The sequence below is a fragment of the Phreatobacter aquiterrae genome, assembly GCF_053471285.1.
In genome coordinates, this window is record NZ_JBJPHW010000018.1 from 46,312 (window position 1) to 59,628 (window position 13,317).

Below are 13,317 nucleotides of genomic sequence, written 5' to 3' on the forward strand. Positions count from 1 at the left end.
CGGCGGCTGTCAGCCGCCGATGTTGTACGCGGCCAGCGCGGCCATGTTGACGAGGTCGGAATCGCGCGCGCCGAGCGGCACGATCTGGACCGGCTTGTCGAGGCCGACCAGAAGCGGGCCGATGACCGTTGCGCCGCCCAGTTCCTGCATCATCTTGGTCGAGATGGATGCGGAGTGGAATGCGGGCATCACCAGCACGTTGGCGGGCCCGCTGAGGCGGCAGAACGGATAGGCCTGCATCAGATCCGGATTGAGGGCGACATCGGCCGACATCTCGCCGTCGTACTCGAAGTCGACGCGGCGGCCGTCGAGGATCTTCACGGCCTCGATGACCTTCTCCGAGCGCTCGCCCCTCGGCTGTCCGAAATTGGAGAAGGCGAGAAGCGCGACGCGCGGCTCTGTGCCGAGCCGGCGGGCGGCATGCGCCGCCTCGATCGCGATCTCCGCGAGATCGACCGCCGACGGCATCTCGGTGATGGCGGTGTCGGCCACCAGCACCGTGCGCCCGCGCGAGAGCACGATCGAGACGCCAATGAGCCGGTGCCCTGGCTTCACGTCGATGACGCGCCGCACTTCCTCAAGGGCCGAGGAGTAGTTGCGGGTGACGCCGGTGACCATGCCGTCAGCATCGCCGGCTTCCACCATGGCGGCGCCGAAGACGTTGCGGTCCTGGTTGACCATGCGCTGGCAGTCGCGGAACAGGTATCCCTCGCGCTGCAGGCGCTCGTAGAGCTGATTCGCGTAGTCGGCATTGCGCGTCGACAGCCGGGCATTGGCGATCTCGATGCCGTCCTTCAGGTCGATGCCGGCGGCCTGGGCCGTGGCGCGGACGCGGTCCTCGCGGCCGACGAGGATCGCCGTGCCGAGGCCCTGGTTGACGAAGCTCTGGGCGGCGCGGATCACCTGCTCCTCCTCGCCCTCGGCGAAGACGACGCGGCGCGGCTGGCGGCGGGCGCGTTCGAAGATGCGGGCGAGGACGCCGGCGACCGGATTGAGGCGCGCGGTGAGCTGGGCCTTGTATCCGGCCATGTCGACGATGGGACGGCGGGCGACGCCGGTCTCCATCGCCGCCTGGGCGACAGCGGTCGGGACGGCGATCATCAGGCGCGGGTCGAATGGCACGGGGATGATGTATTCCGGCCCGTATTTCGGCCGGCCCCCGCCATAGGCGGCGGCGACGTCGTCCGGCACGTCCTCGCGCGCGAGCGCGGCGAGCGCCTCGGCGGCGGCGATCTTCATCTCCATGTTGATCTGCGTGGCGCGCACATCGAGCGCGCCACGGAACAGGAAGGGGAAGCCGAGGACGTTGTTGACCTGGTTCGGATAGTCCGAGCGGCCCGTCGCGACGATGGCGTCGGTGCGCACCGCATGGACCTCCTCGGGGGTGATCTCCGGGTCGGGGTTGGCCATGGCGAAGATGATCGGCTTCGGCGCCATGGTCATGACCATCTCGGGCGTCAGCGCGCCCTTCACCGACAGGCCGAAGAAGACGTCGGCACCCTTGACCGCCTCCGCCAGCGTTCGGGCGTCCGTGGTCACGGCATGGCCGGACTTCCACTGGTTCATGCCCTCGGTCCGGCCGCGCCAGATGGTGCCCTTGGTGTCGCAGAGCATCACGTTGTCGGGCGTGAAGCCCATGGCCTTCAGGAGCTCGACGCAGGCGATGCCAGCCGCGCCGGCGCCGTTGACGACGAGCCGCGTCGTCTTGATGTCGCGGCCGGTAATGTCCATGGCATTGATCAGTCCGGCGGCGGCGATGATGGCCGTGCCGTGCTGGTCGTCATGGAACACCGGGATGTCCATGAGCTCCTGCAAGCGCTGCTCGATGATGAAGCACTCGGGCGCCTTGATGTCCTCGAGATTGATGCCGCCGAAGGACGGGCCGAGGTAGCGCACGGCATCGATGAACTTGTCGGCGTCCTCGGTGTCGATCTCCAGGTCGATGGAATCGACGTCGGCGAAGCGCTTGAACAGGACCGCCTTGCCTTCCATCACGGGCTTGGAGGCGAGTGCGCCGAGATTGCCGAGGCCGAGGATGGCAGTGCCGTTGGTGATCACCGCCACCATGTTGCCGCGCGTCGTGTAGTCGAAGGCCCGCGCCGGGTCCTCGGCGATGGCGAGCACGGGCACGGCGACGCCCGGCGAATAGGCCAGCGACAGGTCGCGCTGTGTCGCCATCGGCTTGGTCGGTACGACCTCGAGCTTGCCGGGCTTGCCGACCTGATGGAAGGCGAGCGCCTCCTGGTCCGTGATGGTCGGGCGGTTGCGTCGGCCGTTCGTGTTGTCGGTCGCCATGTCGGTTCTTCTTGAGCGTTCCTCGGAAGGGAGGGGGACCATAGGGTGTGACTTCCCGCGCGGCAACGGGCCGTGAGGGGGACGCAGCCTCGACCGTCAGACCGCCTGACCGGCGGCCCAGCCCGACGACCAGGCCCACTGGAAATTGTAGCCGCCGAGCCAGCCGGTGACGTCGACCGCCTCGCCGACGAAATGCAGGCCGGCGACGGCCTTCGCCGCCATGGTCTGCTGGTCGAGGCCGACGGTGTCGACGCCGCCGAGCGTCACCTCGGCCGTGCGCCAGCCCTCCGAGCCGTTCGGCCGGATGCGCCAGCCGTTCACCGCGGCGTCGATGCGGGCGAGCACCTTGTCGGAGCAGTCTGCGAGATTGCCGGAGATGCCCTCCGCCTCGACGATGGCCTGTGCGAGGCGCTTCGGCAGGATGTCCGCCAGCACGGTCTGCACCGCCTGCCGGCCATGCCGGGCGCGAGCGGCGCGCAGGCCCTCGAGGACGTTCACGTCTGCCGCCAGCGACACGACGATGTCGTCGCCCTCCCGCCAGTAGCTCGAGATCTGCAGGATCGCCGGTCCCGACAGCCCGCGATGGGTGAAGAGTACGGCCTCGCGGAAGCGGGTCTTGCCGTGGCCGACCACCGCCTCGTCGACGGTGATGCCGGCGAGCGGCGTCATGCGCGCCAGCAGGTCCGGTGCAAAGGTCAGCGGCACGAGGGCCGGGCGTGGCGGGACGATGCCAAGGCCGAAACGCTCCGCCACCTCGTAGGCAAAGCCGGTGGCGCCCATCTTCGGGATCGACTTGCCGCCCGTGGCGATGACGAGGGAGGCACAGCGCAGCTCGCCGGATGACAGGCGGACCACAAAGCCGCCCTCCGTCTTGACGACGTCCTCGACCGCCGTGCCGAGCGCCAGCCTCGCACCGGCGCCTGCCATCTCGTCGGTGAGCATGGCGATGATCTGCTTCGCCGAGCCGTCACAGAAGAGCTGGCCGAGGGTCTTCTCGTGCCAGGCGATGCCGTGGCGGTCGACCAGGGCGATGAAGTCGTGCTGGGTGTAGCGCGACAGAGCCGAGATGGCGAAGCGCGGGTTCTTCGACAGGAAGTTCTTCGGCGAGGTGCCGAGATTGGTGAAGTTGCACCGCCCGCCGCCGGAGATGCGGATCTTCTCGCCGGGGGCGTCCGCATGGTCGACCACAAGAACGGAGCGGCCACGCTTGCCGGCCTCGATGGCGCACATCATTCCGGCCGCGCCGGCGCCGAGCACGAGAACGTCACAGGTCGTCGTGGCCTTGCGGCCGGGCGGGGGAGGTTGGGTCATCGCCGAGCGGTAGCCCCGAAACGCCCCGCCTGTCGAGCGCTGCCGTCCGCCGGCCATGCCGAACGGCGGATGGCGAAAGGCCTCCCGAGCGGAGACGATGGCCTATTCCTGCCCGATGCGAGCCCAGCCATGAGCGAGACAGCCACGCCCCCCGACGCCGCCGCCTTCGACCGGCTCATGACCGCGCGCCATTCCTGCCGCGCCTTCCTGCCCGAGCCGCTGCCGCGACAGACGATCGAGGCGATCCTGCGCATCGCGCAGAAGACCGCCTCCTGGAACAACACCCAGCCCTGGCAGGTGCTGATCGCGAGCGGAGACGCGGTCGAGCGCTTTCGCACGCTGATGCTGGAACTCGCCGGCGGCGGATCGATCCCCGGCCACTACACGGTCGAGCCGCAGAGCGATTTCCCCTTTCCCCGCGAGTACCGCGGCGTGGCGCTGGAGCGTCGCCGCGCCTGCGGCTTCCAGCTCTACGATGCGGTAGGCGTCCAGCGCGGCGACAAGGCCGGCTACGCCCGCCAGTCCATGCGCAACTTCGCCCTGTTCGACGCGCCGCACGTGGCGATCATCACGACCGACGAGGCGCTCGGGGTCTATGGGGCGGTGGATTGCGGCGCCTATGTCACGAACTTCATGACCGCGGCGACAGCGCATGGGGTCGGCACCATCGCGCAGGCGGCGCTCGCCGTGCACTCGACGTCGATCCGGCAGCATTTCGGCATCGCCGAGGACCGCCGCGTTGTCTGCGGCATTTCCTTCGGACGCGCGGACACCTCCCATCCGGTCAACGGCTATCGGACGACCCGCGCGCCGCTGGAGGAGGTGGTGCGCTGGGAGGGGTGAGGGGCGTTCCTTCACGCTGTTTCCCAGTTGCCCTGCACGACTGAAGTGCGTCCTTCGAGGCTCGCTGCCGGACGATGCTGGCGCATCGCCGGGTGCTCGCTCCTCAGGATGAGGAAGGTGGTGGCTGGCATTCGGCTCGGACGAGCCACGAACGGTCCCGCTTCGAGCGGAGCGTCCTGCAGTCCACTCGCCTCCTCATCCTGAGGTGCGAGTGGCAGCGAGCCTCGAAGGACGCAATTCAGATGTGCAACGCAATGGTTCCGCTCTGGCAGCCCCGCGACTTGCGCCACCGCGGCGAATCTGTGCTTCCCCTCAGAACGCCGTGCCGGCCTCATCACCCTCGCTCACGACAAGCCGGTCGCCCACCGCGATGTGCCCGCCGCCGGCGACTGCGCAGTAGATGCCGCAATCGGCGTGGCCGTAGCTGCGCATCAGCACGGCGGGGATCATCAGGTCGCGCACGGCGGTGGCCGGATTGACCGTGGTGGCGGCGCAGCGCTCGGTGCGCTTCAGCCCGGTCAGGGCGACGTCGCCGATGGTGATGCGCCTGCCGACCCAGTCGAATTCGGAGAAGGCGGGAACCCCGTCGACATAGATATTAGCGCGGAAGCGGATCGGGTCGATGGCGACGCCGGTCTCCTTCTCCAGCGCGCGAACGCTGGCGAGATTGATGATGGAGAGGAAGCCGGAGCGGGAATCCATGAACCGGAAGCCGGGCGGGCCTTCCAGGACCTTCGGTGCTCCCGCCAGTTCCTTCGCGAGGAAGATGCGGAAGAACTCCTCGATCGCGGAGCGCCCCTCTGATGTTGTCAGGTCACCGCGCGCCACCTCGGTGTTGTCGGCGACGATGGTGAGGGTGTGGCTCACGTCGTCATAGCGGGTCTTGAGCTTCGCCAGCGCCGCCTGGCGGGCGAGGACGAGGAACTTCTGCTTGGGTTGGTGCTCCGGATGCGCCGGATCGAAGCCGGACGGGCCGTTCTCTATGGCGAACACGCGGTCGCCGGGAAAGTGCTGCCCTGCGGTGAGGAGGGCTTCGGCGAGCGGTTCGGCGGAGAGGCCCTTCACCGGATAGCGGTAGAGGGCGGTGATGCGGGCGGAGGCGGGGGGAGCGTCGGTCATGCAAAGAGGTGGCCCGAGGCGGCCGGGCCGGTCAAGCCAAGGCGGCGCGGATCACGCCTGTGGGCTCGCCGGGGTGACGGTCTGGTGCTCCGGCGGCCGGAGGAGGCCGATCCTGCCAGGGCGGGCATGGCCCCGTTTGACACGCCTCAAAAAGTGTCGGTGCCAGCCCTTCTCACAGCCGCGTGACGCCCCCATATCCGCGGAAAGCCGGTCGCTTCGGGACCGGGAAACCATTGGTCGGACGTTCCTTCCGGGCTCATGCGAGACGACGGGAACGGGCATCAGGAGTGGCCCATGAATATCGAGAAATATACCGAGCGCTCGCGCGGTTTCATCCAATCGGCGCAGTCGCTGGCGCTTCGTGAGGGACATCAGCAGTTCCAGCCCGAGCACCTGCTCAAGGTGCTGCTGGATGATACGGAAGGTCTCGCCTCGGGCCTGATCCGGCAGGCGGGCGGACAGCCGCAACTGGCGCTTCAGAAGACCGAAGAGGCACTGAAGAAGATTCCGAAGGTGCAGGGCTCGGGAGCCGGCCAGGTCTATCTCGGCCAGGGGCTTGCCCGCGTCTTCGACGCCGCCGAGAAGACCGCCGAGAAGTCCGGTGACAGCTTCGTCGCCGCCGAGCGGCTGCTGCTGGCGCTGGCGCTTGAGAAGGACACGGAGGCCGGCAAGGCGCTGGCCGCTTCCGGTGTCACGCCGCAGTCGCTGAACGGCGCCATCGAGGCGCTGCGCAAGGGCCGCACGGCGGATTCGGCCTCGGCCGAGAACGCCTATGACGCGCTGAAGAAGTATGCCCGCGACCTGACGGCGGCGGCGCGCGAGGGCAAGCTCGATCCGGTCATCGGCCGCGATGAGGAAATCCGCCGCACCATCCAGGTGCTGTCGCGCCGCACCAAGAACAACCCCGTCCTGATCGGCGAGCCCGGCGTCGGCAAGACCGCCATTGTGGAAGGTCTTGCTCTCCGCGTGATCGACGGCGACGTGCCGGAGAGCCTCAAGGACAAGGCGATCCTCTCCCTCGACATGGGCTCGCTCATCGCCGGCGCGAAATATCGCGGCGAGTTCGAGGAGCGGCTGAAGGCCGTCCTGTCCGAGGTGACGTCGTCGGATGGCGGCATCGTGCTGTTCATCGACGAGATGCACACCCTCGTTGGCGCCGGCAAGGCGGACGGGGCGATGGACGCCTCGAACCTCCTCAAGCCTGCGCTGGCGCGCGGCGAACTGCACTGCATCGGCGCGACCACGCTCGACGAGTATCGCAAGCACGTCGAGAAGGACGCGGCCCTCGCCCGGCGTTTCCAGCCGGTCTTCGTCGACGAGCCGTCGGTGGAGGATACCGTCTCCATCCTGCGCGGGCTGAAGGAGAAGTACGAGCAGCACCATCAGGTGCGCATCACGGACTCGGCCATCGTCGCGGCGGCGACCCTGTCGAACCGCTACATCACCGACCGCTTCCTGCCCGACAAGGCCATCGACTTGGTCGACGAGGCCTCGGCGCGGCTGCGCATGCAGGTCGATTCCAAGCCCGAGGAACTGGACGAACTCGACCGGCGCGTCATCCAGCTCAAGATCGAGCAGGAGGCGTTGAAGAAGGAGAACGACACGGCCTCGAAGGACCGCCTGAAGCGGCTCGAGAAGGAACTCGCCTCGCTGGAGGAGCAGTCGGCGGAGATGACCTCCCGCTGGAAGGCGGAGAAGGACAGTCTTGGCCGCGCCGCGGAGATCAAGAAACAGCTCGACGAGGCGCGCAACACCCTCGCCAACGCCCAGCGCAAGGGTGACTGGGCGAAGGCTGGCGAACTCTCCTACGGCACCATCCCCGCGCTGGAGAAGGAACTCGCCTCGGTCGAGCAGCAGAACGAGCAGGCCATGGTCGAGGAGGCGGTGACCGCCGACCACGTCGCGCAGGTCGTCTCGCGCTGGACCGGCGTGCCGGTCGACCGGATGCTGGAGGGCGAGAAGGACAAGCTCCTGCGCATGGAGGACGAGATCGCCCGCCGCGTCGTCGGCCAGGGCGAGGCGGTGAAGGCCGTCTCCACCGCCGTGCGCCGCGCCCGCGCCGGTCTGCAGGACCCGAACCGGCCGATCGGCTCGTTCATGTTCCTCGGCCCGACCGGCGTCGGCAAGACCGAGCTGACCAAGGCGCTTGCCGAATTCCTGTTCGACGACGAGACGGCAATGGTCCGCCTCGACATGTCGGAATACATGGAGAAGCACTCGGTCTCGCGCCTCATCGGCGCGCCTCCCGGCTATGTCGGCTACGACGAGGGCGGGGCGCTGACGGAGGCGGTGCGGCGCCGGCCCTACCAGGTGGTGCTGTTCGACGAGATCGAGAAGGCCCATCCGGACGTGTTCAACGTCCTTCTGCAAGTGCTCGACGATGGGCGGCTGACGGACGGGCAGGGCCGTACGGTCGATTTCCGCAACGTGCTCATCATCATGACCTCGAACCTCGGGTCCGAATTGCTGGTCATGCAGGGCGAGCACGAGGAGGTGGATGCGGTGCGCGACGGCGTCATGTCCATCGTACGCGGCCACTTCCGGCCGGAGTTCCTCAACCGTGTCGACGAGATCATCCTGTTCGGCCGCCTGAAGCGCGAGCAGATGACGACCATCGTCGACATCCAGCTGAAGCGCCTGCAGAAGCTGCTCGACGAGCGCAAGATCGTCATCGACGTCGACCTGGCCGCCAAGGCCTGGCTCGCCGACAAGGGCTACGACCCCGCCTATGGCGCGCGCCCGCTGAAGCGCGTGATCCAGAAATACGTCCAGGACCCGCTGGCCGAGAAGATCCTCGGCGGCGACATCAAGGATGGCGACAGGGTCAGCGCCTCGGCAGCGGGCGACCGGCTGATCTTCGAGGCCGCGCCGCAGGCCCTTGCCGCCGAATAACTCCCGGCTGCATCGCATCGGGAATGCAACCCTCTTGCCAGGCCGTCCGATCGGGTATCCGATCGGGCGGCCTGTCGCTTGCGGGGAGGAACGTGATGGCCGGCGCGTCTGTCGAGAAGGACCAGGACAAGACCGTCCCGGCACCCGCGCCGCGGACTGCCGTGCTTGTCTTCCACGGCATCGGTGACCAGCGGCCCATGGAGACGATGCTCGGTGTGGTGAACGCCGTCCTCGGGGAGCCGGGCGAGCCGGGCGCCATCGGCCGGTGGATCAAGCCCTATGTCGGCAAGGACGGCTCCTTCGACCTCAAGTCGGTTTCGACCAAGGCCGTCGGCAGCGAGGGGCGGCGCTACGACTTCTTCGAGCTCTACTGGGCGGACCTGATGTCCGGGACGCGGCTCGTCGCCGTGCTGCTCTGGCTCTGCGACCTGGCCAAGCGCGACCGCAGCGCCCTGCCGCGCGACGCCACCTGGCTGTGGTACGCCGTCGTCGGCCTGATGACCGGCGCGATGATGGCCTCCGTCCATCTCCTCTGGGTCATCGGGCTGAACCTGACCGGCACCTCGCCGCATGTGCTGCAGCAGCGCGCCATCGACGCGGCGGAGCCGGTGGCCGCCGCATTCGTGGCCATCGGAATCGTGGCGGCGGTCGTCGTCGGGCTGTGCTTCGCCAAGGGGCTGCGTGCAGGGCTCGCCGTGTTCCTGGTCTTCGCCGTTCTCGCCTTCATCGGCTACTGGAACGGCATCGCGCTCCTGACGCTCATCCCGGTGGTGGCCGGCCTGTTCATCTTCCTCGGGGCCCGCGCGGCGCTCGGCGGCATGGCGGTGGTGGCGGCAGTCGCCCTCGTCATCGTGCTCTGGGGGCCGGTGCTGGCCCTGGTCCTCGGCATCCGCTCTGCGGCGGGGTCCCTCACCGATATTCAGACCGCCTTCGACCTCGTCTTTCTCACCGTGACGTTCACGGCGGCCGCGCCCTGGCTCATCGGCTTCCTGGCGCTGTTCCTCGCCCTCGCGGCGATCTTCCTCGTGCCATATGTCGGCGACTGCGCCCGCTATCTGCGCGATGCGCCGGACAATATCGAGGCGCGCAACCGCATCCGCCAATTGGGGCTGGAGGTGCTGACGGATCTGCACAAGCGTCAGTCGGACGGCCGGCCGCGCTACGACCGCATCGTCGTGGTGTCCCACAGCCTCGGCACCATTGTCGCCTACGACGTGCTGCGCGCCTTCTTCGTGAAGCAGATGTCGAGCCTGCAACTGACGGACACCATGATCGAGACATTCCGCCCGATCGACCAGATGAAGGACGGCGCGCTTCGGGCCACGACCTTCCGTCTCGCGGAAAAAGACGGCGGGCTCGCCTGGGCACCCGAGAACGGCTCGGCCGCGGGAACGGCGCTGGACTATCAGGCGGGTGTGCGCTGGGCCTTCAGCACCTTCTGCCGGGAGCAGCAGTCCGGCTTCGACAATGGCCTGACGGCATCGCCCTGGCGCATCAGCGATTTCGTCACGCTTGGCTGCCCGCTGACCCACGCCGCCCTGCTGATGACGGAGGACGGCGATCCGACCAGTCTCGCCAGGAAGGTGGAACTGCGTGAGTTTCCGGTCGCACCTCCCGCCCATAGCCCGGGCGAGACAGGCCGCGTCCTGTTCGGCCGTAATGTGGCCGGCGACAGGCGTGCGCCCGAGAGCCGGCCGCGCCTTCAGCATTCGGCCATGTTCGCCCTGACCTGCTGGACGAACCTCTATTTCGCGCAGCGTTTCGTCGTGAAGGGTGACTTTATCGGCGGACCGATCAACGACAAGCTCTCGCCGGGCACGCTGAACGTGCCGCTCACGACCACGCTGCTCGGCGGCTACTTCAACCACACCCACTACTGGCAGCGCGAGGCGGACCAGAAATCCGCAACCGTCCATATCAGCGCGCTGGCGCTGGCGACGCTGGGCGAACCGGCCTTCCGGCGCGTGAATGCCGAACGCGGTCGTGTGTCAAAAAAGCTAGTGTCTTCAGGTAATGAGCTTGAGACGCGCTGATGTTTGCACACAATAATTGCCGAATTGTCGTTCTTATCTGTGAATGTAGTTTTTAAAGAAGCCAGAATCACCCCTCCGAGGTCGATATGTATTTTTTTGGCGCCCCGCCACCGGAGTGGCTGAAAATATTTATGAATGATTTTACATGGCGTATATTCGGAGACGGGGAAATCGAACCTGACAGTGACAATCGACTCGAGGAGTTCATTGTTGAGAACTCGATTCCAAACGGCTCTGTCATATATCTGCATTCGCCAGGTGGGAGCCTTGAAGGCGGCATGAAGCTTGGGCGCCTGATCCGATCGCATCGGCTTCAAGCCTGTGTCGGGCAGAAGGGGGTATGGACTGCGCATGGCCAATGGGAGGTCTTGCCAGGGCACTGTATGAGTGCCGCGGCAATCGCCCTTCTCGGTGGTGAGTTTCGCTTCGTCGGTGATGGAAATTTTTACGGAGTGCATCGTTTCGTACTTCGCGGTGATGATAAAAATGTAGCGAAAGCACAAGTTTTGTCTGCTCAAATTGTTGAGTATATAAAGTCAATGGATGTGGATACGGAGTTGTTTGCGCTTGCTGCAGAAACATCCTTCGATGATATTCTTACTATTCCAGAAGAGACGCTTGTTCGCCTGAATGTTGTAAATAACGGATACAAAAGGCCAATATGGACTATAGAGAGTCGACCATCTTGCCTATATCTCAAGGGAGAGCGGGAGACAGTGTTTGGGCTTGGCAAATTTTTGATCGTTTTTCCCGAGGTCGGATCAGTATTTTTGCACGTGATTTTTGACGCGGGATCCAATGTAGATGATGTGCTGACGATGGGTGCGGATAGCATTTTGTTGGATGGTGTCTCTTATCGCGCAGATGGCCGCAGATTATCGATCACCAGTCATGGTTCGATGATCAACGCGACATATGCAATTGACAATGATTTTATTGAAAAACTTAAGCAAGCGAAGACCGTGGGTTTCGCTCTGCAGCATTTCTACGGTGCCGCGGTCTTTTGTGGGTTCGACCTAATGCCGTTCGAAGAAGGCGCGGCAAAATTGCAGGGGCTCTTGGACATCTATCATAGGGCTGGTCCGCTGGCGCGGTAGTAAGTGGTTGGTTCTCTTTGGGCGGTGGGCTTGCCGCCTATGCGGGCTGGCCGTAAGACCCTTGGCATGACCCAGATTTCCTCCATTCACGTCATCGGCGGCGGCCTTGCAGGCTCCGAGGCCGCCTGGCAGATCGCCGAGGCCGGCGTTCCCGTCGTCGTTCACGAGATGCGCCCGGTCCGCGGCACCGAGGCCCACAAGACCGAGGGCCTCGCCGAACTCGTCTGCTCGAACTCCTTCCGCTCGGACGATGCCGAGACCAACGCGGTCGGGCTGCTCCATGCCGAAATGCGCCGCATGGGCTCCATCATCATGCGGATGGGCGATGCCAACCAGGTGCCGGCTGGCGGGGCGCTGGCTGTCGACCGCGACGGGTTTTCCGCCGCGGTGACGGCGGCGCTCGCGGCCCATCCCCTCATTTCCATCGAACGTGGCGAGGTGGCGGGGCTTCCGCCCGAGGACTGGGACAGCGTCATCGTGGCGACCGGTCCGTTGACCTCGCCGGCGCTTGCTGCGGCCATCGGCCAACTGACGGGCGAGAAGGAACTGGCCTTCTTCGACGCCATCGCGCCCATCGTCCATTTCGAGTCCATCGACATGGAGACGGCCTGGTTCCAGTCGCGCTACGACAAGGCAGGGCCGGGCGGCACCGGCGCCGACTACATCAACTGCCCGATGGACAAGGCGCAGTACGAGGCTTTCATCGACGCGCTGCTGGCGGCCGAGAAGACCGAGTTCAAGGAATGGGAGGGCACACCCTATTTCGACGGCTGCCTGCCCATCGAGGTGATGGCCGAGCGCGGCCGCGAGACACTGCGCTGGGGGCCGATGAAGCCGGTCGGGCTGACCAACAGGCACAATCCCACCGTGAAGGCCTATGCGGTCGCCCAGCTCCGGCAGGACAACAAGCTCGGCACGCTGTTCAACATGACCGGCTTCCAGACCAAGCTGAAATATGGCGAACAGGCCAGCATCTTCCGCATGATCCCCGGCCTGCAGAACGCCGAGTTCGCCCGGCTCGGCGGCATCCACCGCAACACCTATCTCAACTCGCCGAAGGTGCTCGACGAAACCCTGCGGCTGAAGGCGCAGCCCCGGCTGCGCTTCGCCGGACAGATCACCGGCTGCGAGGGCTATGTCGAGAGCGCCGCCATCGGCGGCATGGTCGGGCGGTTCGCCGCGGCCGAACGGCTGGGACGGACGCCGGCGCTGCCGCCGGTGACGACGGCGCATGGCGCCCTGATCAACCACATCACCGGCGGGCATGTCGTGACCATCGACGAGGGGCCTCGGTCCTTCCAGCCGATGAACATCAATTTCGGCCTGTTCCCGCCGCTCACCGAGCCGGCGCCGAACAAGGGACCCGACGGCGAGCGGCTGCGTGGCAACGCCAAGACGCAGGCGCGCAAGAAGGTCTTGAGCGCCCGGGCGCTGGCGGATTTCGACGCCTGGCTCGGCGGCGTGGCACGCATCGCGGCGGAGTAATACCAACGGCCCTCACGACTGACCGATGTGTGCCCAGTCGCGCATGCCGATTGACGTGATGGTCCCTGGCAGTGCGACGAGCCTGTTCCAGGCCTCGCACGACGCCTGGATGATGTCGTCGTAGGTCTCGAACACGCGGTTGGAGAGGAAGTTGGCGCGCAGGAACTGCCAGACCTGCTCGACCGGATTCAGCTCCGGCGAGCGCGACGGCAGGAGGATTGGCGTGATGTTCTTCGGCCATT

At 66.3% G+C, this 13,317-nt stretch carries 9 protein-coding genes; 5 read left to right on the forward strand and 4 right to left on the reverse strand.

The annotated features are described in order from the left end of the window. Positions 1-9 precede the first annotated feature (9 nt). A complete protein-coding gene (locus tag ACJ4V0_RS20440) occupies positions 10-2,295 on the reverse strand; it encodes an NADP-dependent malic enzyme (protein ID WP_448301457.1) in 2,286 nt (761 codons plus the stop codon). A 96-nt stretch (positions 2,296-2,391) separates the two neighbouring features. Next, positions 2,392-3,606, reverse strand: a complete 1,215-nt coding sequence (locus ACJ4V0_RS20445; RefSeq protein WP_448301458.1) for a BaiN/RdsA family NAD(P)/FAD-dependent oxidoreductase — start codon at positions 3,604-3,606, stop codon at positions 2,392-2,394. Between the two features lie 129 nt (positions 3,607-3,735). Here ACJ4V0_RS20445 and ACJ4V0_RS20450 point away from each other — a divergent pair, with 129 nt between their 5' ends. Further along, a complete protein-coding gene (locus tag ACJ4V0_RS20450; protein WP_448301459.1) occupies positions 3,736-4,449 on the forward strand; it encodes a nitroreductase in 714 nt (237 codons plus the stop codon). A 312-nt stretch (positions 4,450-4,761) separates the two neighbouring features. On the opposite strand, the gene ACJ4V0_RS20455 is transcribed toward ACJ4V0_RS20450, so the two are convergent. Further along, entirely contained in the window at positions 4,762-5,568 is an 807-nt protein-coding gene (locus tag ACJ4V0_RS20455) for an MOSC domain-containing protein (RefSeq protein WP_448301460.1), read from the reverse strand. A gap of 294 nt (positions 5,569-5,862) precedes the next feature. Here ACJ4V0_RS20455 and clpB point away from each other — a divergent pair, with 294 nt between their 5' ends. The 4 genes from clpB (at position 5,863) to trmFO (ending at position 13,075) form a co-directional block, all read left to right on the forward strand. Next, positions 5,863-8,460, forward strand: coding sequence for an ATP-dependent chaperone ClpB (gene clpB / locus ACJ4V0_RS20460; protein WP_448301461.1), 2,598 nt, complete (start codon positions 5,863-5,865; stop codon positions 8,458-8,460). Between the two features lie 95 nt (positions 8,461-8,555). After that, the gene (locus ACJ4V0_RS20465) at positions 8,556-10,493 is read left to right on the forward strand and encodes a hypothetical protein (protein WP_448301462.1); all 1,938 of its coding nucleotides are present in this window, start codon (positions 8,556-8,558) and stop codon (positions 10,491-10,493) included. Between the two features lie 86 nt (positions 10,494-10,579). Next, a complete protein-coding gene (locus tag ACJ4V0_RS20470) occupies positions 10,580-11,590 on the forward strand; it encodes a COG3904 family protein (protein ID WP_448301463.1) in 1,011 nt (336 codons plus the stop codon). Positions 11,591-11,656: 66 nt separating this feature from the next. After that, a complete protein-coding gene (gene trmFO, locus ACJ4V0_RS20475) occupies positions 11,657-13,075 on the forward strand; it encodes a methylenetetrahydrofolate--tRNA-(uracil(54)-C(5))-methyltransferase (FADH(2)-oxidizing) TrmFO (protein WP_448301464.1) in 1,419 nt (472 codons plus the stop codon). Positions 13,076-13,087: 12 nt separating this feature from the next. On the opposite strand, the gene ACJ4V0_RS20480 is transcribed toward trmFO, so the two are convergent. Next, positions 13,088-13,317, reverse strand: a 230-nt coding sequence (locus ACJ4V0_RS20480) for a transposase (RefSeq protein ID WP_448299783.1), incomplete at its 5' end; no start/stop codon positions are given.